Source organism: Pseudomonas sp. EGD-AK9 (genome assembly GCF_000465935.2).
GTDB lineage: Bacteria > Pseudomonadota > Gammaproteobacteria > Pseudomonadales > Pseudomonadaceae > Aquipseudomonas.
In genome coordinates, this window is the sequence record NZ_AVOF01000418.1 from 1 (window position 1) to 19426 (window position 19426).

The window sequence follows — 19426 nt, forward strand, 5'->3', positions numbered from 1 at the left end:
GCGGCGCCCTCGTCGCGCGCGGCGGTGCTCAGCAGCCACACCGCCTGGCAGGCCAGCGCGGCCTCGCGCGATGCGAAGGGGCCGGCCTTGGGCTGGCCGTCGACCATCAGCAGCCAGCACGCCATATGGCCGTCGGACCTGAGTTCGGCGGGTACGGCGCTGCCGACCAGGGACACCACATCGATACGGGACATAACGACCTCCAACTGAATCTGTGTTGAGTCCACCTTAGGCGCCTGGCCGCCTGCGCGGAAATCAGTGCTTTCGATAGTCACCATGGTTATTGCCAATGGATCGCATCCGGCCGCTCAGATGTCCGCCAGATAGAGAGCCAGCACGACGGGCGCATCCGCGGCCAACTCATAACCGACGCCGGCCATCAGCATGGCCAGAGTCAACGAGCTGAGCTTGAAGCACGGCTGCCTGGGCGTATCTCTCCGCAAAAACGAAAGGACCGCTCAGCAGATGCCACGAACGCCGGGAACCTCGACAGCGCTCCGCTGCCGCCAGCCGGAATCGCAGTTCATGATATTTACTGTTATTTGCCAGTTAAGCGTATTTACAAACCATACAAATTGCCCCGAGTCACACGCACCACTCTGGCACGCGGATAGACGGCGAAGTACTGGAAATAGAGAGACTGCGGCGCCCTGGACTTGACCGGCCTCGGGAGCGCTCGCGATGCGCAGGCCAGCACGCCCGAAGCCACTAGCGAGCGGTGCCTGCCGAGCGCAGGCGCCGTGCAGATCGGCCAGGCGAAAACGAAAAAGCCCAGCGCAAGGCTGGGCTTTTTGAAAGTGGCGGTGAAGAAGAGATTCGAACCCGTTTCGGTAGCGTGTCAGTACGTGCCAAACCCGCTTGATACGGGGCTTTCAGGCCCCCTCGCCTGCTCGTTTCGGCTCAATTCGGCACAGTGATTTCGACACTTTTTCGACATCTGAACTATGGTTGATCATTCATGAATTTCGTGATGCCTCACGGTTGCCAACCCGCAGAATCAAGGACTCGATATGCCTATCACCAACGTCACAGGTGCAAACATACCAGACAAGCTAACGATGGCGCAGACTGCATGCACCCAAAGCATTCAACACTTAAGGAACGCCATAAAGTCTCTAAAAGACAATTCAATTAATGAAGAGCAAAGAAAATGGCTAAATCATTACTTTCTACTAGGTAACGACAACACAGAAATACCAGCAGAAATAATTCAGATACTGAAAACAACTAAGCGCGCACTAAAGCACGAAAACATAACAGTAAACATAGCGTTCTATAATTACGTAAACAAAAACAACCCAAACGTCATAAATTTAGCACGCAGCCAATTCAATCAAGCACACCAAGCGATTAGATACCTTATTCATGAGGCTTCACATTTATACGCGGACACGAAAGATCACTCTGAACGAGGATACACAGACAACGCCGGCAACTATCGCCAACCCGGACTAACCAAAGAAGAGGCGTTAAACAACGCAGACAGCTACGCTTGCTTTATTTCTTCCTTTAACGGCCTACGACTATGAGCACCGCCCATCAACACCACCATTAAAACTCACCCCATTGGATTAAAGCTACTTGCGGCGGAACAGTAGCGCTGTTTCATCCGATCACTCCAAGGTTTGCGGTCGCTCTGGTAGCGCTCATCCCAGCCTTTGCACTGTTCTTTAAAGAACTGTTTCGCGCCTTTGCGGCATTCTCGAAAGTCTATAGAGCCTCGCCGGTGGTTTGCACATACGCTGGTGTCGTCAATGTAGTTATTAACGATTTCCCACTCGGCATAGTACCGGGCACCGCCGCTCCACTTATCGATCCAGTGGCCGTCTTGCTCACGTTCGATGCGTCGAGTTTGTGTCTGGCTGGATGACTGCTGCTGATAGCTCGGCGGGCTGTAGGTGTTAGCCGGCGGCTTGGGCTTATAGTTATTATCGCTGAAGTCGTTTTGAGCACGCGCAATTGCCATTGCCTTACTCTTTTCCGCCCACTCAATATCGGCTTGGCTTGGCTGGTGGTGCTGGATGCGCTGTGGTGGTGTATCAACTGGAACAGACGGCAAGCTTGGAGGCGGCTCCAGCTCGCTATAGGGCTGTGGCGCCGGTTGATGGCTGAACAGGGGTTTACCGTCTACGTGGATCGCCTGTTTGAGTTGGTCAACATTGATCACGATTGGCTTGGCAAACAGCGCAATCACAGTCCAGGTAATCGCCGAACCCACTCCCAGGATGGCCACCATTCGCCATGGGTCGGGCTTCTTCTTATTGCGTAGATAGTCTGGTGCGTCGTCCCAGTCACTTCTCATTTTGCCTCCATGCAAGTTGCGATTTTACAGCAGAAACTATTCTCCGCCCTTATCTTCCAGTCGAGGAAATTCAGAGCCACTAGGTAGCTCTTCTGCTCGGCTTTGAGTTCTCCAGACAATATCAGCCACCTCTTTGATTCTATCAACTATAGGCTTGGCATCATTCCCCAGCTTCCCCATGACAACACCTGCATCACCAACCAGCCCCCAAAAGCGATCAAGGTCGGAAATTTTCTTATGCAATTCAGACTGCAACTTTTCTAGCCGAACAAGTAGACGCTGCTTATGCCCCTCATTCAAATTGGCTACAGAAATTTTCTCACGAAGTTCATTTATCAGAAACTGTACTCTATCTACATCCCCCTGAGAAAACTCATAAGAAAATACGCTTCCAAACATACTCCTAAAGTGATTCCTGCTAGAATCAAGCATGCCTAGATCTAGAATACCCTTATAAAAAGAATACAACTCATTCAGCCACACTTGCACCCTACTACACAAACCATTGCGATCTGTTACATCCAAAACATCCACCTCAGGGCTTCCCGGCAGCAGAATGCCTGCTTCTTTAGCCGCACTCAAAAACATATACACATCGACCAAGATCTTATAATCATTTGCAGTCCATTTTGAGGCCCTTTCAACCGCCCGGAGAGTTTCCACGCACAACTCTACTACCGCACTGGCTGTATCTACTTTCATCCGCTCAACAAAGGACTCGTCCAGAGCAACCATTCTTTTTCTCCCGCCGTTAATTCATGACTTATCCGCTTTAGAGGCCTTCGCATTACCGCAAACACACCAAAATACAAGTCACCCAATATTTCTAGCCCTATTTTTTGCAGGAGTACCAGCGTTTTGCTACTTCCGTTGTGATCGCTATCCCGCGTTTTGACTGGGCAATTTTGAATTGGCTTGGTCGTATTCAGGGCTTGTTTGCCCTGCCTCTGGAGCTACTTTTCCACTTACCACCCACAAGGCGTACTGAGGAAAGAGCTTAACGATAGCTTCGATCTCCTCAGCCTTGATTTCACGTTTTCTTGCGGTGTTCTTCAGGTTGTTCCAGGTGTAGCGACTGATGCCAGTGCGCTCCTCCAGCTCAGGGAGCCGAATCCCGGAGCTTTTCAAAATAGTTATAACGCGCTCTTTAATCATAGCCACTTGATCTATAGTTGATATATCCAATACGGATCAACAATGGCATTATCCGTTTCAACACGATCCATTTTGGATAACGCAATGCTGAATAACTGGCATTGAAACGAATAGTGACGGAACGAGCATGGAACTGGAAGAGCTGGAACCTTCAAAGCTGATAGGCCCGCAACAGGATGTGGAAACCGTCGAATCCTGGGCGGAACGCAACGGCCTGACCTACGGCACCGCGCGTGCCTGGGCAATGAAAGGCGTTCTCCCCACCGTAAAGCTAGGCAAGCGCCGCATGGTCAACAGCGCCCTGCTCCGCTCCTGGCTGCTGGAACAGGAGTGGACGGCATGATCTACGAAGCCTCCAGCCTCCCAGGTGAGGGCATGACCTATGAACCTCTCCCGCTACCAGCACCAGCCGCACCCCGCGAACTGCGACTGCTCTGTGTGCTGGTCCCTTCGCGCGATGGCTCGCCCCGTAGCCTGCCCGTCCACACCCTGCACCGAGTGCCGCCCCGTGCACCTCTCAAGGGATTTATTGACCGGGCGTTGGCGAGTGAAGCCGGCTTCCATCTGCGCGAAACACAAGCCTCCGCGCCGACCGCCAGCGTTCTGGAGCGTTGCCTATCAAAACTCCACCTCGGTACCAACGGACGAGTTTCCGTTCTAGGAGTGAGCGCATGACCGTCTCCTTCAACCTCGGCCGCTATCTGGTCGCCCTGCTCTGGCACTGGATCACCCCGTTCCTCTTCGGCGCCATCGCCGCCACGGTCGTGACCCTGGTTGGCCTGCAGGAAAGCATCCAGGCCATCGGCAACGCCTTCGAAATCGCCATCGGCAACGTGGCCGAGTCCTGCAGGGCTCCGCCTGAATCCGCATCGCCTCCGGCGTCCGTGACTGGCCAGCTCGGTCTACCAGACCAGCCAGCGGACTTCCCGCCAGTCGCGGGCGACGGTGGCGAAACGGGATGACAAGGGCCGAGGCCCTTGGTGTTAACGAACTAACAAGCTGCGACAGCGGCAACTGAAACCCCGGCAAGTCGAGAGCCACCCTCGGGCAAAAACGAAAGTTTGCCCGTGCGGGATCGCTCGGCCTGCTGAAAGGCAAAACCCGCGCAATCACGAGCAACTAAGCGAGGAAACACAAATGGCACGTTCGACTATGGAAGTTGCATTCCTGGGCACTCAGATGACTCAGGTTGAAGACACCAAATACGCCAAGGTCTTCTACGGTGACGAACCGGACGGCAAGACCGAACACGGCCTGTCCATCATCGGCATGGCCATCGCCGAAGACGCCGCCGACGAAGTGTTTGCAGCCGGCGCCCAGTTCGCTCCGCTGGAGCTGGTACGCATCACCTTCGACGTCGCTCGCGGCGGCCAGAACAAGGGCAAGAATCTCGCCCTGCACATCGAAGCGGTGAACCCCAAGCCGCAGACCAAGCCCGCTCCGCAGCCGGCCACTCAACAACAAGCCAAACCGACCGGCGCCCAGCCGGAACCGGCCAAGGCCTGACGGGAGGGCGCCGCCGTGCTGATCGTTGATCGCGTGCTGTGTGACTGCTGCGGGCAGCCCATGGGCCAGCTCTACAGCCAGCCCGCCCCCCAGGCCGACCGCCTGCCCGATCTGCGCACGGCGCCCGACTTCACCGTGTGCCCCGACTGCCTTGATCTGGCTGAGGTCGTCCGCGACCCCAGCCTAGCCGAGTAACAGGGGGCTCGATGAATTTCATCGCCTGCGACGGGAACTGGACGGTTGGCGCGGCTGGGGAACTCCAGTGCACCGGCCAACTGGTGTCCGTCGCAGACGACGAAATGCAGGGCCTGACCGGCTCTGCGCTCACCTGGGATGACGTATCCGAACTGCAAGGCGAAGCCATGATTCTGTTCGCCACCGTGTTCGGGTTCCTCGTCCTGAAAAAAGTCCTGAAATAGCGAGGTAACACCCATGCAACACATCAAGACCCTGCGTCGCTCCCTGGGCGCCGCTGCTGCCATCGGCGTGCTGTCTGTTCAGCAGGCTTACGCCGCCCTCCCCGCCGAAGTGAGCACCGAACTCGGCACCGCCAAGACCGACGTAGTCGAGCTGGGCGGTCTGGTGCTGGTCGTGCTGATCGCCGCTGCCGCGTTCAAGTACATGCGCCGCGCGATGTAACCGCGTGCCTGCACGCATGTGCCGACGCAAGCAAAGCCCCGCCTCGGCGGGGTTTTCTTATCCGGATACCGCCATGAACTATCAACTCTACGTGCTGATTCTCACCGTCCTGGCGCTGTATCTCGTGTTCTTCGGGAGGGTGTGAGGATGATGTTCAGAGCGCTGCTGGGTCTGCTGCTGGGGCTGGGCGTTGTCGGGCAGGCCAGTGCTGCGGATTATTACTGGCGCACTAGCCCTTCGGGTGGCGGTCTCTTTACCTCTAACGTTGCTCGTCCTAGCATCGGTGAAGCCTGTCAGGCGGCGTTTATTCCTGGCTCAGGTCGTGCGTATGTTGGTTATATTATTGATTCGCCTACTGCTGGGCGTTGTCATGCAACGGCCAATAATGGCTCAACGAACTCTTACACTCTTGTCTATCGTTATGGCGATTCGTGCCCGTCTGGCAAGACCTATAACGAGTTAACAGGCGCGTGTGAGTTACCTCCGGAGCCAGATCCCGACCTTTGCGAATCCAGCCTGGGCGATACCTTCAACCATGAGTACAACGCCGGGTCGCTAACTCAGGCCGTCCCCAATCCGCCACCGCCCTCCATCTGCAACGGTTCGTGCCTGTACTCGGCGCCGGGCGTCAAGGAATGCAACCGCTTCCTCGATAACGACGATGGTCAGACCGATCTGGAGTCGGTGTATTGCGTCGTCGTGTACTGGGGCCAGGGCCAGACCTGCACCTCTGACAACCCGCCTGCCGGTAGCGTGTTCGACCAGCCGCCGAGCAAGGCCCCCTCCGACGCCACCCCCAGCTATTTCAGCGACAGCGACTGCGACAACTGGGAAACCCAGCCGGACGGCACGCAAAAGCGCTCCTGCACCGGCAGCCAGGAATACAAGCAGCCCGGCAAGGTCGATTGCTCCGGCGATAGCTGCAAGGCCGGCACCCCGCCGCCCGAGTACAGCAAGACCGATATCAGCCAGGACAGCACCAAGACCACCAACCCGGACGGCTCCAGCTCGACCACCACCAACACCACCACCGACAAGACCAGCTGCAAGGGCGTGAAACCCTGCACCAGCACCAGCAAGACCGAATCGACCACCAGCGGCACCGATGCCGAGGGCAATCCGACCGGCAACGAAAGCAGCGAATGCACCGGCGATGGCTGCAAGCCCGAGGGCGAAGAAGAAGGCGAGGACGAAGAAGCCCCCGAACGCGAAGCCGTGGCCGGCAGTTGCGATGCCGCCTTGCAGTGCTCGGGCGATCCCATCGACTGCGAGATTCTGCGCAAGCAGAAAGAACAACTCTGCCAGGCCGAAGAAATGGCCGACTTCGAAGGCAACAAGGCCGATGTGGAAGGCCTGTTCCAGGGCGAGCAATTCGAACTGCAAGAAGGCAGCGGCGATATCGACGTGCCCTCCTTCATCCAGCAAGGCACCCGCTTTCTCAACCCGTCCTGCCCGCCTGACCGGGTGATTTCCCTGTCCATGGCCGGGCGTTCCGTGGGCCTCAGCTTTCAGCCGCTGTGCGACTTCGCCAGTGGCCTGGGGCCGTTCCTCATCGCCGTCACGGCGGTTATCTGCGCCCTGTACGTGGGCCGTTCCGTAGGAGGTCAGTGATGCATTACCTGTTCCTTGCCCAGCTGCTCATCATGATTGTCGGCCCGCTGGTGAAAATGGCGCTGCGGGTCATCGGCTTCGGCTTCGTCTCCTACGTCGGCTTCAACATGGTCATCGATCAGGCCAAGGGCTATCTGGAGTCCAGCATGGGCCAGCTCGGCGCCGAGGTGAGCGGCATCCTCGGCCTCGCCGGCTTCGACATCATCGTGAATATGTACTTCGCCGCGATCGCCACGCGCTTCATCCTGGCCGGGATCGACAAGGCCCAGGATCGCAAACGCAATCAGGTCTGGCGCAAGCCGGGCGGCACCTCCATCGAAGCCTAAGGAGGCCGCCCCATGCTCACCATCCGCACCGGCAAACCCGGCCACGGCAAGACCCTCAACACCATCCGCGAAGTGGATCAGAAGGCCCTGGCCGAAAACCGGGTGGTTTACTACCACAACATCAACGGCCTCAAACCGGAGACACTCGAGGCGCAGTGGTTCGCCTTCGAAGATCCCGAAAAGTGGTACGAGCTGCCCAACGACAGCATCATCGTCGTCGACGAAGCACAGGGCTGGTTCGGTGCGCGTGATCCTCGGGCACGGCCGCCGGAACACATCACCCGCTTCGAAACCATGCGCCATCAGGGCCACGAAGTGCATTTGATCACCCAGGACCCGCGCTACCTGGATGTTCACTTACGCCGCCTGTGCAACAGCCATATCCATTACTGGCGCGTGTTCAAGTCCTCCCAGTTGCTGCGCTTCGAATCCGAAGTGGTGGTGGAAAAGGTCGAAGTCAAAAGCAGCTTCAAGGACGCCGACAAGAAAGCCCTGCGCCTGGATAGCCGCTACTTCGGCGCCTACACCAGCACCAACGCCAAGCACCACTTTCAGACCAAGGTGCCGACCAAGTTCCTAATGGCCGCTGCGGTAATCGCGGTCGCCGGCGTCTGGTCGTACCGCTTCATCACCCAGCTCAGTCCCGAGGAACAAGCCCAGGCCGCCGCGCTCGCGCCCTCGCCCAGCGTGGTCGATCAGGCCAAGGGCGCGCTGGATTCCTTCATCAACCCGCTCGGCCCGTCCTCGGGTGAGACGGGCAAGAAGCCCACCGCCACCTACCTGGGCGAACGCATCCCGCGTGTGCCGCAACTGCCCGCCTCGGCCCCGGTCTATGACGACCTGACCAAGCCGCAGACCTTCCCGCGGCTGTACTGCCTGTCCAGCGCTGACCCGGAGATTTACCGGCGCACCTTCACCAAGCGCCCCAGCGGCACGGTCAATGGCAAGCAGATGGTTTGCCAGTGCTACACCCAGCAAGGCACCAAGGTCGAAACGGATTTTCAGTTCTGCCTGAACGTGGTGGAAAACGGCTACTTCGACCCGACCATCCCCGACCGCAGCAAGCAGCAACCCGGCTACGCCCAGGCCCAAGCCAACCAGCAGAACACCGCCGCCTACCCCACCCAGGAACCGCCGCAGCCGCCCGTCACGGTGGTGACCTACGAAAAGGGGCAGTTCCTGTGGTGAGGGTAACGGGACGTCCTGTGCGCGCTCTGCGCACGCCTGCGAGCCCCGAGCAGGCGCGCAGAACGCGCCTGCTGACGTCCCTGTAGCACGTCAGATAAACCGAGAAGAACAGTTTCAATTCGTCACTATATGGAGCGGTAGAAGATGGCCGTTAAAGACCAAATTCGGGTAGACCGAGAGTTCAACGAAACGCCAGCCGGGCGATTGTTCTTCGACCATCAAACGGCCCGGATAACCGACCTATCCAACGTCCGCATCCTGCATTGCGGCGTTGATACCGTCCGCCAGCTTTACCGGGGACTGATCCGCCCGGAAGTCATGTGCCTGTTTGAGAAACCCGGCACCCTGGTCGACTTCGCTGGCCAGCGCTGGCATTCCGGTCGCGTCGGCAAGGACTCCGGCTACCAGTACAAGCTGCAGAACGCCGACCTCGGCGTCATCCTGCTGATCAAGAACTTCAACGCCAAGCTCGAAAACATCGGCCCCCACCTGAAAATCGAAGTCTCGCCGCACGCCATCGACGCCTTCTCGCCCGAGCGTCTTCAAGAGCGTCTGGACTACTACGCCGGCCATGTCCTGACCAATGTGGAGCGCAACCAGTGCGCCGTCCATCTGGCGCTAGACCTGCAAGGCTGGACGCCCCCGGCTGACCTCAATGCGCGCATGCACTGCCGCGCACGTGCGGCCCGCGACATTTCCGGCATCAAGGAAATTCAGTGGACGCTGGAGTCCGCCACCTACGGCAAGGGCCAATCCTTCCTGTTTGGCTCGGCCGGTAGCGTCCAGCTCGGTATCTACAACAAGACCCTCCAAGCCCGATCCGCCGATAAGCTCGACTACTGGGAAGGCGTCTGGCGTCGTCGTGACAGCTTCGACGAAGGCGACCCGGACAACTACAACCCGGAACAGGATGTGTGGCGCGTCGAACTGCGCTATCACCACTCGGTAATCCAGCAGTTCGCCAGCGGCTCCTTCGACCTTCAAAGCGGTCAGGTCATCGACACCAATAGCTATGCCGCTTTCGCCCCGCACCTCGACGGCCTGTGGCGCTACGGTCTGCGCCAGTTCAAGCTACTGGCCCGCCCTGGCTATTTCGAGCCCATCTGGACGCTCATCCGTGACGATGTGCGCGTCGACCTGCCGGTGGATTCCCTGGTCGATGACACCGAGTACAAGCGGCAATACAAGACCTCGCGTGGCTTCTCGGGCAAGAACGTCGAGCTATTCCTGGGAAACTTCGTCAGCCTGCTGGCACGGGAGCGAGTGGGCGCTAGACGGGCATTTCACCGCCTCAAGGACTGGGAATGCTGGCCGGTGATCCGCGACCACTATGCCGCCAAGGGCATGGACGAAGACGGCCTGTACAAGCACATCAAGGGCATCCTCGAGGAACGGCACGTGCGCTGGGGGCGTGCTGTCTGATGGCGATTGAACAACTGCCCGATGGCCGCTGGAAGGTGGACGTTGAACCCATCAAGGGCAAGCGTTTCCGCAAGACCTTCAAGACCAAGGGTGAGGCCCAGCGCTTCGAAGCCACCTGCAGGGCCAAATGTGTCGAGTCCCCTGCCTGGACGCCCAAGCCGAAAGATCGCCGCCGCCTCTCCGAACTCTGCACGCGCTATCACGAACTGCACGGCCATGCCCTGGCGGATGGTGCCGCGATCCTCCGCACCCTGCAGAACCTGGCCAAAGACCTGGGCAACCCCGTGGCGGCCAATCTCACCGGCAATGCCTTCTGCGAGACCCGAAGCGCGCTGCTCAAGGCGGGTATCCAGGGCAAGACGCTAAACAACCGGCTCGGCTACCTGAAAGCCCTGTTCAACGAGCTGCACCGCCTAGGCGATATCGACTACCCCAACCCGCTGGCCAAGGTTCGCCCGCTGCGCCTGCAGGAACGCCCGATTTCCTTCCTGTCCACGTGCCAGATAGCGGAACTACTTGAGGCCCTGGATGACCGCACCACAAGCCCCGGCATTGGCCTGGTCGCTCGGGTCTGCCTTTCTACGGGTGCCCGCTGGGGAGAAGCCCAGGCATTGACACCTGAGCGAGTGCGAAACGGCATGGTGACCTTTGCCAACACCAAGTCGAAGCGAACCCGGTCGATTCCTATCGATAGAGAGCTGGAAAAGGCTCTGCAGATCTACTTCAAGCGTCACGGCCTGTTTACCAACTGCATGCTGACCTTTAGCCGTGTACTGGAGAAGACCTCTATCAAGCTCCCGCCCGGCCAGGCCACCCACGTGCTGCGGCACACCTTCGCCAGTCACTTCGTCATGCGGGGCGGGAACATCCTTACGCTGCAAAAAATCCTGGGGCATACGTCGCTGGCTATGACCATGCGTTATGCGCACCTGTCACCGGACCACCTGCAGGACGCATTGCGGCTCAACCCACTAACCGACGAGGGGCATTAACATGCCGTACGTTTTAGCGTACGCTTGCGGCACTACCCAGGAGAGGCACTCCATGCAAACTCTTACTGCAAGCGAAGCACGCACCAACCTGTATCGGCTGATGGATCAGTCGGCCGAGTCTCACCAGCCCATTCTGATTTCCGGCAAGCGGACTAACTCCGTCCTGCTCTCGGCCGAGGATTGGGAAGCGATTCAGGAAACCCTGTACCTGCTCTCCGTTCCTGGCATGCGCGAATCCATCAAGGAAGGCATGGCTGAACCGGTAGACGAATGCGCTAAGGAACTGGACTGGTGACTTGGCAGCTCGTTTACACGAAACAGGCACAGAAAGACGCTCAGAAGCTCGCTGCTGCGGGCTTGAAGGACAAGGCAAAAGCGTTGCTGGAAGTAGTACGGGAAAACCCCTTCCAGAACCCACCACCTTACGAAAAGCTGGTTGGTGATCTGGCCGGCGCCTACTCCCGACGCATCAACATTCAGCATCGCCTGGTCTATCAGGTGCTGCAGGATGAACAGACCGTCAAAGTGCTCCGGCTCTGGTCGCACTACGAGTAAACCGGGTTTTCGACACTTCTTCGACACCTGCCGAAAGCCAGAAAGCAAAAAGCCCCGAAAACTTGTTAGCTTTCAGGGCTTTAGGTATTGCGAAAGTGGCGGTGAAGAAGAGATTCGAACTCTTGATACGGTTTCCCGTATACACACTTTCCAGGCGTGCTCCTTCAACCACTCGGACACTTCACCGGATCTCGACGTTTTTGCGTGTAGCCCGTCGAGGCGCGCTAATGTAGTCGAATGTTTTCCCGATGGCAAATTTTTTTTCAGAAGATTCATGCGCTTAAGAGCAGGACGGGTCTTCGCCGCGGCGCTCGCCGAGCAGCTCGTCGAAGCGCATGTGGCCGAACAGCAGAAAACCCAGGGAGATGAACAGGCCGACGGCGAACAGGGCCAGCACGCCGAGCGGGTTGTGCAGCTGCGGGCGCTCGCCGATCAGCACTGAGACCAGCAGCAGGACGAGCGCCGCGGCGACGCAGAGGATGGACGACAACAGATTCATGGGCGACTCCTTCGATTCGCCGCCCACTCTAGTTGCCGCCCCGATCCCTCGACCAATTGCCATCGGCCATCGCGGCAATAGGCGAAATCGCTGACCCGCCGGTCAGCCGCGGCGCTTTACCGCAGCGGTGCGGCTGAGTACCTTCTGCCCACATTCAGCCCCGCGGCCTTAATAAGGAAACTGCCATGAGCGACCTGATCAGCTACCAACTCGAAGACGGCATCGCCACCCTGACCCTGAGCAACGGCAAGGTCAACGCCATCTCCCCCGACGTGATCGTCGCCTTCAATGCCGCGCTGGACCGCGCCGAGCAGGATCGCGCCATCGTCATCGTCACCGGCCAGCCGGGCATCCTCTCCGGCGGCTACGACCTCAAGGTGATGACCTCCGGCCCGCAGAACGCGATCAACCTGGTGGCGGCCGGCTCGACCCTGGCGCGGCGCATGCTCGCCCACCCCTACCCGATCATCGTTGCCTGCCCGGGCCATGCGGTGGCCAAGGGCGCCTTCATCCTGCTGTCGGCCGACTACCGCATCGGCGTCGAAGGGCCGTTCAATATCGGCCTGAACGAGGTACAGATCGGCATGACCATGCACCACGTCGGCATCGAACTGGCCCGCGACCGCCTGCGCAAGTCGGCTTTCCACCGCTCGGTGATCAACGGCGAGATGTTCGATCCGCAGGGCGCGGTGGACGCCGGTTTCCTCGACAAGGTGGTACCGGCCGAGCAACTGCTGGCCACCGCCCAGGTCGTGGCCCAGCAGATGAAGAAGATCAACATGACCGCGCACAAGAACACCAAGCTCAAGGTGCGCAAAGCGCTGCTGGAGACCTTGGACGCGGCCATCGAGCTGGACAAGCAGCATCTGATCTGAGGCCGTCCCGCTTTATCCGAGCCCGGCCTGATGCCGGGCTTTTTGTTGGCTATGCCCCGCTATGTGTCGATGCTCCGATCCGGCGTTTTTATGGCGCGGCCGGGGGCGAAACGCCTGTGCCTAGGCACCCAAGCCGCCGCGTTCGAGCAGATGACTCATCGCCGCCTTCAGCTTCATCGGCCGTACCGGCTTGTGCAGCAGGCTGTGGCCCAGCTCGCGCATTTGCTGCTTGAGTTCGTTGCTGTAGTTGGCGGTGATCATCAGCGCCGGTAGCGCGGCGCTGCGCCGGGCGTTGATCTGCGCCACCGCGTCGACGCCGTTGCGTTCGTCGTCGAGGTGGTAGTCGGCGATCAGCAGGTCGGCCTCGGCGTGGTAGTTGTCCACCTGGCGCGCCAGGTCTTCTTCGCTCAGCGCCGTGACCACTCGGCAGCCCCAGCCTTCGAGCAGGGTGCGCATGCCGGCGCAGATCGCCGCGTCGTTATCCAGCACCCACACCCGCGCGCCGGAGAGGCGCTCGAGCAGTTGGTCCGGGCTGTCGTGCAGCGCCCGCGCCTTGGGCGCCAGGCGAGTCAGCGGCACCTCGACGGCGAACATCGAGCCCCTGCCCGGCTGCGAGGCCACGCGGATGCGGTGGCCGAGCATGCGCGCGATCTTGTCGACGATCGCCAGGCCCAGGCCGAGGCCGCGGTCCTGCTTGCGCTGCACCGTGTCGCCGCGCTTGAACTCCTGGAAGATCTCGCCGAGCTTGTCCGGTGCGATGCCGATGCCACTGTCCCACACCTCGATCGACAGGCTGTTGCCGCGCCGCCGGCAGCCGAGCAGGATGCGCCCACTGGCGGTGTAGCGGATGGCGTTGCTCAAGAAATTGCGCAGGATCCGCGCCAGCAACTGCACGTCGCTGCGCACCAGCGCCGAGCTGGGCAGGTAGTCCAGGCGCAGGCCCTCGCTACCGGCGATCTGATGGTATTCGGCGGCCAGGTTCTCCAGCAGCTCGCTGACGGCGAACGGCGCGATATCCGGCTTGATCACCCCGGCGTCGAGCTTGGAGATATCCACCAGGGTGCCGAGCAGGCTCTCCACGTCCTCCAGCGAGTTGCTGACGTTGCGCACCAGCGGCGCGCAGCCGGACAGGTCGTCCTTCTCCAGCAGCGCGCTGGTGAACAGCCGCGCGGCGTTGAGCGGCTGCAGCAGGTCGTGGCTGACCGCGGCGAGGAACTTGGTCTTGGACAGGTTGGCCTGTTCGGCCTCGCCCTTGGCCTCGCGCAGGCGCGCCGCCATCTGCGTGCGTTCGTCGATCTCGCGGCGCAGCTGCTCGTTGACCGTGGTCAGCTCGGCGGTGCGCTCGCGCACGCGCTGCTCCAGGTGCTGGTAGGCCTGGTGCAGCGCCTCGGCGGTGCGCCGGCGCTCGGTGATGTCGCGGATCAGCACGAAGATCCCCACCACCTCGCCGCTGGCCTGGCGGTTGGGCACGTAGGAACGCAGCATGTAGCGCTCCTGACCGCTGTGGTTGGTCTCGGCGAACTCGAAGGTCACGCTTTCGCCGGACAGCGCCCGCTCGACGTAGGGCTCCAGGCGCCGGCAGTGCTCCTCGCTGTGCACCTCGCGCAGGCTCTGGCCGAGCATGGCGCCGCGCGGCCAGCAGTACCACTCCTCGTAGACCTTGTTGGTGAACTCGTAGACCAGATCGGCCGACAGGTAGGCGATCAGCGCCGGCACGTGGTCGGTGATCAGGCGGATCCAGCGCTCGCTGTCGCTCAGTGCCTGGGCCTGGCGATGGCGCTCGGTGATGTCGGTGAAGGTGTTGACGAAGCCGCCGGTGGGCAGCGGATGAGTGCGCACCTCGAGCATGCGCCCGTCGAACAGGCGCACCTCGACCTGGCGCAGCGGCTTGCCGGCGATGTCGCGGCTGGCCGGGGTCAGCGGCTCCAGCTCGCTTTCGGCCATCACCTCGGCGAAGGGCCGATGGGCGCTGATCGGCGCCAGGCCGCAGAGTTCGAGGAAGCGGTGATTCCACAGCTCCAGCGCGCCCTCGGCGTTGACCATGGCCATGCCCTGGGACAGGTTGTCCACCGCGCGCTGCAGCAGCCGCGATTTCTGCGCCAGGGCCTGCTCACGGCGCAGCGCCTCGCTCTGCTTGACCTCGGTGATGTCGGTGTAGAGGATCACCAGCCCGCCCTCGCGGGTCGGCCGCTCGCTGACCTGCACCCAGCGCCCATCCTGCAGGCGGAACAGGCTCGGCTCGCCCTCCTTGCCCAGCTGCGCCTCCACCACCAGGCCGGTGCTGCGACTCAGGCGCCTGATCTCCTCCAGCCGCGTACCGGTGCCAATGCGCGCCCGGCTGCGCGCCCACAGCGCCTTGAAGCGGCTGTTGAACAGGACGATGCGCTGGCGGTCGTCGAACAGCACGAAGGCGTCGGAGATGCTCTCGATGGCGTCGATCAGGTGCTGGTGGGCGGTCTCGGCGCGCAGCCGCGCGTCGCTGAGCAGCTGGTTGCTGGATTTCAGTTCGGCCATCGCCTGGTTCAGCGCGTCGGTGCGCTCGCGCACCTGCTCGGCCAGCACCACCGAGTGCTGGAAGGCGGCGTAGGCATCGTCGCCGCGCGAGTGGATCGACTCCACCCGCTCGATCAGCGCGGCGTTGATCCGCCTGAGCTTGGCGTTCTCGCCTTCCAGCGCGGCCAGGCGCACCTGCAGCTCGGCGCCATCAGCCGCGACCAGGGCGGCCAATGGCGACTCCGGTGAAGGTCTGGTTGATGTGCATGCCATTGAACTGCTCTCCGTAGGAGTTGAAGCCGATCACCCGCTGCTGACGCAGAAAGGCCGACACCGGCAGGCTGCCGCCGTCGTTCTCGATCTCCAGGCGGCGCAGGAAACAGTCGCAGCCGATGGTCAGCAGCAATGGACCGAGGCGCTGCTCGAGGCCGGCGAACAGCTGCTCGAGATTCGGCAGCAGCGGCCCGGGGCGCATGGCGGTGAGGACGATGCCGTTCTCCACCGCGCAGTAGAAGCTCAGGCTGAGGTCGTCGTGCACCTGCTGGATCGAGCGCACGTAGTAGTGATCGCTGATGCGCACCGCCAGCGGATAGGCGGCGAACACCCGGTGGTCCAGGGCATCGAGCGGCACGCCGATCAGCTCGGCGTATTCCTGCGCGGCCGGCGCGGCGTTGAGCTCGTAGACGCGGCGGCTGGCGCTGTCGGCGCGGGTCACCACCAGTTTCTCGCCGCTAGGCTGGATGTGGTGGGTGCTGAATACCTCGAAGTCGAGCCAGGTATTGAACAGCACCACCACCGCCGCGCCGCTGTGGAAGCGTCCGCCGTGGTAGACGTGGGTGTGGGTCAGGTGGTTGTCGTCGCCGGCCGAGCCGCCGAAGTGCGGGATGCTGCCCAGCGCCGCGCTGAGCGCGCCGAGCACCAGCTCCTCGCGGCTGGAGAGGCCGTCGAGCAGGGTCAGGGCGAAGCTGTGGCCCTTGATCGAGGCCAGCTCGTTGCTGCGGCAGTCGCGCACCAGGCCGTCGACCAGCTGCTGCGCATCGAGCAGGTTGAAGCGCTCCATCTCGTCGATCAGCGCACTGGCAATGGAGAAGCAGCGCAGGTCGAAGCCCAGCGCCACCACGCAGCCGCGGCCGTAGCCCTGCGGGGTGATCTCGCCGGCGCTGGTACAGCCGACCAGGCTGACGCCGCCGAAATGCTGCTCCAGGGCCCGGCCGAGGGCTTCGAGGTCGTACTCGGCCGAGCAGAAGAACAGCACGAAGCCGAGGTAGGGATGGATCAGCTGGCGCGCCAGCTCCTGGGCGGCCTGCTCCACATCCTTTGCGCTGGAAACGGCGCTGAGCACGCCTTCCGACTGTTCCAAGGCCATAAGACGCCCCAATACACCTGCTGGATAGGGGGAAATTCTACGAAGCGGAGGATGGCTGCCCCATGCTACTTGAGTACTGGGTCGGGCCTTCCTAGGTAGGGTGTCGCGGGGCCGCCAGGCCGGGCGCAGCAGCGGCAACCGGGTGCGCACGGCGCATCCTACGAGGCGCAGGCAAAAAAAGACCGGGCAGCGGTCGCCCCCTGCCCGGCCCTGTGCAACGGTGTTTACCAGCTGAGCACGGCACCCACGGCGAAGGTGTCGGTGTCCTCGTTCAGGCCGCTGCCCTCGGCGGCATCGATCTCGTACTGGTTGTACTCGGCCACCAGCTTGAGGTTGTCGTTGATGGTGCGGAAGTAGGCCAGACCGCGGGTCTCGTAGTCGGCCGCCACGCCCAGGCCGTTGCCGTCGTCCTCGGTCTTGCCGTAGGACAGTGCCACGCGGTTCTTGCCCCAGGTGTAGGAGCCCTGCAGCAGGTAGCCGTCGCTGTCGATGTCGCGCAGGGTCGGCTCGCCCAGGTTGTTGGTGAAGAAGGGGTTGATGCCCTTGGCCTGGAAGCCCGAGCCGGTCAGCGAGAGGCCGCCGAACTTGGCCTGCACGCCGTAGCCGAGGCCCTTGGAGGTCACGGTATCGACGCTGTCGTCGGTGTTTTCCGAGGTCTGGTAGGCGCCGTTGACCCAGGTGTAGATAGTCGAGCCGCCCAGGTCGAACTGGTAGCTGACCTCCGACTCGAAGCGCGGCTCTTCCTGGTAGGCCTTGCCCACGGCGCTGTCGTCGTTGGTGTCCACCGGGTCCATGATGCCGACCGCCAGGCGCAGGCCCTCGGCCAGGTGGTTGTTGCGGTAGGTGATCTGCGAGGTCGGGAACGGGTACGGATAGCCGGTGCCGATGTTGCCGAAGGACACGCCGGTGCCATCGACCAGGCCGAGGGTATCGGAGACGTTGCCGTAACCGGCCAGCAGCTCGTCGAGGAAGATGTTGGAGCGCGAGAACAGGCCGAAGTCCTTGCCCACCAGCACCTCGCCCCACTCCGGGTTGGCCACGGTGCCGTAGAACTGGCGCACGTCGATGGCGGTGTCGGTGCCGTTCTGCTCGCTGTCGTTGATGGTCACCCAGAACGAGGAACGCCCGCCGAGCTTGAGATCGTCGATCTGCTTGCCGAAGTTGAAGCCGATCCAGTTGGGCAGAAAGCCCATCTTCACCCGCGACTGGCGGCGGTCGAACTGCTCGCCTTCGCGATCCACGTCGCTGTTGACGTAGAAGGCGTTGATATAGCCGTCAGTGGAGAAGGTGGTGTCGTCCTGGTCGTACAGGACGATCTCGGCGGCGGCCTGCTGGGCGCCGGCCAGGGCGACGGCCGCAGTCAAGGCAAGGGGCAGAAACCGGGGGTTGGCGATCTTCTTGTTGTGCATAACGCTCTCCGCTTGAGTGGCGACCGCCAGGGCAGTCAGGTCGGAGGCGATTATCGAAAGGCGCCGGGAGCGGCCATACGCTGCCTTGGCAGCGTTTGCCCGCTGCTTTGGCGCGCCCTGCCCGACTTGCCCCGGGCGGCCCGCGACCGACCCGCTACCGGTAGCGGGCGAAAGGTCGTAGTACCGGGACAATCCTTGGGCGTAGAAGCGCGAGGCGCACCGACTACCGGCGGCAAACCCTAAGGTGCGCCGCGCGCCGCGAAGACCATCGAAAAGAAGGGGAAAGAAAAAGGCTATTTCTGCGTTAAGTGTTGGGAGTGGGTGCAAAGGCCCGTAGGGTGGGCTTTAGCCCACCACCGGTGGTTGGCGTGGGCTAAAGCGGATCGCCGCCCGGCCCACAGGCCCCCGAGCCTTCCTTGGAGCCCTAGTAACGGCTAGCAGGGGCATAGCCAAGAAATGCACGCTTAGACGTGCGGCCCTGGTCCACTGGCCAGTACGCGCCAGTGGCCGCTTTGCAACAACTGCGCATAAGCCGCCTGCAGCTCGTCCGGCGTCAACTCGGCCAGCGCCTGGCGCACCCGTTGCGGGTGCGCCTCGCTCAGCCCGGCCAGCTGCAGCTGCCACAACCGTTCGGCGCGGGCCAGGTTGCTCTTGGGCGCACGCAAGGCCTGCGCCAGCTCGTCGCGGCAGCGGGCGAACTCCGCCGCTGACAGCGCGGCGAGGCGCTGGCGCTGCTGATCGAGAAAGGTGTGGATATGCTCGAAGATGCCGGCCGCCTCGCACACCGGCGACTGCAGGGCGAACAGCAGCGCGCGCTCGCTCTGCACCTGGCGGTAACCGGCAAACAGCGCATAGCCCAGTTGCAGCTCGCCGCGCAGGCGGCGGTAGAAGGCCCCCTGCAGCAGCTGCCCGAGCAGGCGCCAGGCCGCCTCGCTGCGCGGCTCGACATCCGCCAGCGGGCATAGCAGCACCAGCGCCGCCTCGCTGCCCGGCTGCTCCACCTCGCGCCACAGCAGCTCGTGGTTTCGCGCTGCTGGCGGTTGCCCGGCGGGCAAGGGTTCGACCGCGGCGAACAGCGCGTCGAGCTG

Annotated in this window: 25 protein-coding genes and 1 tRNA gene; 16 read left to right on the plus strand and 10 right to left on the minus strand. The window is 61.7% G+C overall.

Annotated elements, in window-relative coordinates:
- The coding region (locus N878_RS17645; RefSeq protein ID WP_021444909.1) for a hypothetical protein at window positions 1–194 on the minus strand (194 nt) is incomplete at its 3' end.
- An 816-nt stretch (window positions 195–1010) separates the two neighbouring features.
- On the opposite strand from N878_RS17645, the gene N878_RS26940 reads away from it, so the two are divergent.
- Window positions 1011–1529 (plus strand): M35 family metallo-endopeptidase, encoded by a 519-nt coding sequence (locus N878_RS26940; RefSeq protein ID WP_082457870.1) that lies wholly within the window; start codon window positions 1011–1013, stop codon window positions 1527–1529.
- A 29-nt stretch (window positions 1530–1558) separates the two neighbouring features.
- On the opposite strand, the gene N878_RS26945 is transcribed toward N878_RS26940, so the two are convergent.
- The 3 genes from N878_RS26945 to N878_RS26950 all read right to left on the minus strand — a co-directional run bounded on the left by N878_RS26945 (window position 1559) and on the right by N878_RS26950 (window position 3457).
- Window positions 1559–2302: a hypothetical protein gene (locus tag N878_RS26945; protein WP_082457871.1), complete on the minus strand. Its 744-nt coding sequence runs from the start codon at window positions 2300–2302 to the stop codon at window positions 1559–1561.
- A 36-nt stretch (window positions 2303–2338) separates the two neighbouring features.
- Window positions 2339–3037 (minus strand): hypothetical protein, encoded by a 699-nt coding sequence (locus N878_RS28460; RefSeq protein WP_156350894.1) that lies wholly within the window; start codon window positions 3035–3037, stop codon window positions 2339–2341.
- A 144-nt stretch (window positions 3038–3181) separates the two neighbouring features.
- Entirely contained in the window at window positions 3182–3457 is a 276-nt protein-coding gene (locus tag N878_RS26950) for a helix-turn-helix transcriptional regulator (RefSeq protein WP_082457872.1), read from the minus strand.
- Between the two features lie 127 nt (window positions 3458–3584).
- On the opposite strand from N878_RS26950, the gene N878_RS17650 reads away from it, so the two are divergent.
- From N878_RS17650 to N878_RS17710, 14 genes are all read left to right on the plus strand, one after another.
- Window positions 3585–3800, plus strand: coding sequence for a hypothetical protein (locus tag N878_RS17650; RefSeq protein ID WP_021444911.1), 216 nt, complete (start codon window positions 3585–3587; stop codon window positions 3798–3800).
- 114 nt (window positions 3801–3914) lie between these two features.
- Window positions 3915–4118 (plus strand): DUF5447 family protein, encoded by a 204-nt coding sequence (locus N878_RS29075; RefSeq protein ID WP_256218105.1) that lies wholly within the window; start codon window positions 3915–3917, stop codon window positions 4116–4118.
- A 10-nt stretch (window positions 4119–4128) separates the two neighbouring features.
- The gene (locus tag N878_RS17655) at window positions 4129–4419 is read left to right on the plus strand and encodes a hypothetical protein (protein WP_021444912.1); all 291 of its coding nucleotides are present in this window, start codon (window positions 4129–4131) and stop codon (window positions 4417–4419) included.
- A 175-nt stretch (window positions 4420–4594) separates the two neighbouring features.
- Window positions 4595–4963, plus strand: coding sequence for a hypothetical protein (locus tag N878_RS17660; protein ID WP_031303406.1), 369 nt, complete (start codon window positions 4595–4597; stop codon window positions 4961–4963).
- 15 nt (window positions 4964–4978) lie between these two features.
- Window positions 4979–5158 carry a hypothetical protein gene (locus tag N878_RS17665; RefSeq protein ID WP_021444914.1) on the plus strand — a complete coding sequence of 60 codons (180 nt, stop codon included), beginning with the start codon at window positions 4979–4981 and terminating at the stop codon, window positions 5156–5158.
- An 11-nt stretch (window positions 5159–5169) separates the two neighbouring features.
- Window positions 5170–5382, plus strand: coding sequence for a hypothetical protein (locus N878_RS17670; protein WP_021444915.1), 213 nt, complete (start codon window positions 5170–5172; stop codon window positions 5380–5382).
- Window positions 5383–5395: 13 nt separating this feature from the next.
- Window positions 5396–5602: a major capsid protein gene (locus N878_RS17675; protein ID WP_021444916.1), complete on the plus strand. Its 207-nt coding sequence runs from the start codon at window positions 5396–5398 to the stop codon at window positions 5600–5602.
- A 684-nt stretch (window positions 5603–6286) separates the two neighbouring features.
- The gene (locus N878_RS29625) at window positions 6287–7213 is read left to right on the plus strand and encodes a virulence factor TspB C-terminal domain-related protein (protein ID WP_256218104.1); all 927 of its coding nucleotides are present in this window, start codon (window positions 6287–6289) and stop codon (window positions 7211–7213) included.
- A complete protein-coding gene (locus tag N878_RS17685) occupies window positions 7213–7539 on the plus strand; it encodes a DUF2523 domain-containing protein (protein WP_021444918.1) in 327 nt (108 codons plus the stop codon). The genes N878_RS29625 and N878_RS17685 overlap by 1 nt, the downstream gene beginning before the upstream one ends.
- 12 nt (window positions 7540–7551) lie before the next feature.
- On the plus strand, window positions 7552–8727 hold the full coding sequence (locus N878_RS17690) for a zonular occludens toxin domain-containing protein (RefSeq protein ID WP_021444919.1): 1176 nt from the start codon (window positions 7552–7554) through the stop codon (window positions 8725–8727).
- A 144-nt stretch (window positions 8728–8871) separates the two neighbouring features.
- Window positions 8872–10149: a hypothetical protein gene (locus N878_RS17695; protein WP_031303408.1), complete on the plus strand. Its 1278-nt coding sequence runs from the start codon at window positions 8872–8874 to the stop codon at window positions 10147–10149.
- Complete coding sequence (locus tag N878_RS17700) at window positions 10149–11141, plus strand: tyrosine-type recombinase/integrase (RefSeq protein WP_021444921.1); 993 nt, start codon at window positions 10149–10151, stop codon at window positions 11139–11141. Before N878_RS17695 ends, N878_RS17700 begins: the two co-directional genes overlap by 1 nt.
- Window positions 11142–11193: 52 nt before the next feature.
- Window positions 11194–11436 (plus strand): type II toxin-antitoxin system Phd/YefM family antitoxin, encoded by a 243-nt coding sequence (locus N878_RS17705; protein WP_021444922.1) that lies wholly within the window; start codon window positions 11194–11196, stop codon window positions 11434–11436.
- Window positions 11433–11696, plus strand: a complete 264-nt coding sequence (locus N878_RS17710) for a Txe/YoeB family addiction module toxin (RefSeq protein WP_021444923.1) — start codon at window positions 11433–11435, stop codon at window positions 11694–11696. The genes N878_RS17705 and N878_RS17710 overlap by 4 nt, the downstream gene beginning before the upstream one ends.
- 96 nt (window positions 11697–11792) lie before the next feature.
- Here the strand turns inward: N878_RS17710 and N878_RS17715 are convergent.
- Window positions 11793–11882 (minus strand) — tRNA-Ser (locus N878_RS17715).
- A 94-nt stretch (window positions 11883–11976) separates the two neighbouring features.
- Entirely contained in the window at window positions 11977–12195 is a 219-nt protein-coding gene (locus N878_RS17720) for a hypothetical protein (RefSeq protein WP_021444924.1), read from the minus strand.
- 185 nt (window positions 12196–12380) lie between these two features.
- Between N878_RS17720 and N878_RS17725 the strand changes: the two genes are divergently transcribed.
- Window positions 12381–13070 carry a crotonase/enoyl-CoA hydratase family protein gene (locus N878_RS17725; protein ID WP_021444925.1) on the plus strand — a complete coding sequence of 230 codons (690 nt, stop codon included), beginning with the start codon at window positions 12381–12383 and terminating at the stop codon, window positions 13068–13070.
- Between the two features lie 120 nt (window positions 13071–13190).
- Here the strand turns inward: N878_RS17725 and nahK are convergent, their stop codons facing one another.
- The 4 genes from nahK to N878_RS29080 form a co-directional block, all read right to left on the minus strand.
- Entirely contained in the window at window positions 13191–15836 is a 2646-nt protein-coding gene (gene nahK / locus N878_RS17730; RefSeq protein ID WP_177342908.1) for a hybrid sensor histidine kinase/response regulator NahK/ErcS', read from the minus strand.
- The gene (nosP, locus tag N878_RS17735) at window positions 15775–16929 is read right to left on the minus strand and encodes a nitric oxide-sensing protein NosP (RefSeq protein WP_021444927.1); all 1155 of its coding nucleotides are present in this window, start codon (window positions 16927–16929) and stop codon (window positions 15775–15777) included. Before nosP ends, nahK begins: the two co-directional genes overlap by 62 nt.
- 224 nt (window positions 16930–17153) lie before the next feature.
- Window positions 17154–18338, minus strand: coding sequence for a porin (locus N878_RS17740; RefSeq protein WP_021444928.1), 1185 nt, complete (start codon window positions 18336–18338; stop codon window positions 17154–17156).
- 464 nt (window positions 18339–18802) lie between these two features.
- On the minus strand, window positions 18803–19426 hold a 624-nt coding region (locus N878_RS29080; RefSeq protein ID WP_031303409.1), incomplete at its 5' end, for an insulinase family protein.

What these genes read in the sequence shown, in the direction of transcription:
- N878_RS26940 (WP_082457870.1), top strand. Translation starts at nt 1,011, where the DNA reads ATGCCTATCACCAACGTCACAGGTGCAAACATACCAGACAAGCTAACG.
- N878_RS26945 (WP_082457871.1), bottom strand. Translation starts at nt 2,302, where the DNA reads ATGAGAAGTGACTGGGACGACGCACCAGACTATCTACGCAATAAGAAG.
- N878_RS28460 (WP_156350894.1), bottom strand. Translation starts at nt 3,037, where the DNA reads ATGGTTGCTCTGGACGAGTCCTTTGTTGAGCGGATGAAAGTAGATACA.
- N878_RS26950 (WP_082457872.1), bottom strand. Translation starts at nt 3,457, where the DNA reads ATGATTAAAGAGCGCGTTATAACTATTTTGAAAAGCTCCGGGATTCGG.
- N878_RS17650 (WP_021444911.1), top strand. Translation starts at nt 3,585, where the DNA reads ATGGAACTGGAAGAGCTGGAACCTTCAAAGCTGATAGGCCCGCAACAG.
- N878_RS29075 (WP_256218105.1), top strand. Translation starts at nt 3,915, where the DNA reads ATGGCTCGCCCCGTAGCCTGCCCGTCCACACCCTGCACCGAGTGCCGC.
- N878_RS17655 (WP_021444912.1), top strand. Translation starts at nt 4,129, where the DNA reads ATGACCGTCTCCTTCAACCTCGGCCGCTATCTGGTCGCCCTGCTCTGG.
- N878_RS17660 (WP_031303406.1), top strand. Translation starts at nt 4,595, where the DNA reads ATGGCACGTTCGACTATGGAAGTTGCATTCCTGGGCACTCAGATGACT.
- N878_RS17670 (WP_021444915.1), top strand. Translation starts at nt 5,170, where the DNA reads ATGAATTTCATCGCCTGCGACGGGAACTGGACGGTTGGCGCGGCTGGG.
- N878_RS17675 (WP_021444916.1), top strand. Translation starts at nt 5,396, where the DNA reads ATGCAACACATCAAGACCCTGCGTCGCTCCCTGGGCGCCGCTGCTGCC.
- N878_RS17685 (WP_021444918.1), top strand. Translation starts at nt 7,213, where the DNA reads ATGCATTACCTGTTCCTTGCCCAGCTGCTCATCATGATTGTCGGCCCG.
- N878_RS17690 (WP_021444919.1), top strand. Translation starts at nt 7,552, where the DNA reads ATGCTCACCATCCGCACCGGCAAACCCGGCCACGGCAAGACCCTCAAC.
- N878_RS17695 (WP_031303408.1), top strand. Translation starts at nt 8,872, where the DNA reads ATGGCCGTTAAAGACCAAATTCGGGTAGACCGAGAGTTCAACGAAACG.
- N878_RS17700 (WP_021444921.1), top strand. Translation starts at nt 10,149, where the DNA reads ATGGCGATTGAACAACTGCCCGATGGCCGCTGGAAGGTGGACGTTGAA.
- N878_RS17705 (WP_021444922.1), top strand. Translation starts at nt 11,194, where the DNA reads ATGCAAACTCTTACTGCAAGCGAAGCACGCACCAACCTGTATCGGCTG.
- N878_RS17720 (WP_021444924.1), bottom strand. Translation starts at nt 12,195, where the DNA reads ATGAATCTGTTGTCGTCCATCCTCTGCGTCGCCGCGGCGCTCGTCCTG.
- N878_RS17725 (WP_021444925.1), top strand. Translation starts at nt 12,381, where the DNA reads ATGAGCGACCTGATCAGCTACCAACTCGAAGACGGCATCGCCACCCTG.
- nahK (WP_177342908.1), bottom strand. Translation starts at nt 15,836, where the DNA reads ATGGCATGCACATCAACCAGACCTTCACCGGAGTCGCCATTGGCCGCC.
- nosP (WP_021444927.1), bottom strand. Translation starts at nt 16,929, where the DNA reads ATGGCCTTGGAACAGTCGGAAGGCGTGCTCAGCGCCGTTTCCAGCGCA.
- N878_RS17740 (WP_021444928.1), bottom strand. Translation starts at nt 18,338, where the DNA reads ATGCACAACAAGAAGATCGCCAACCCCCGGTTTCTGCCCCTTGCCTTG.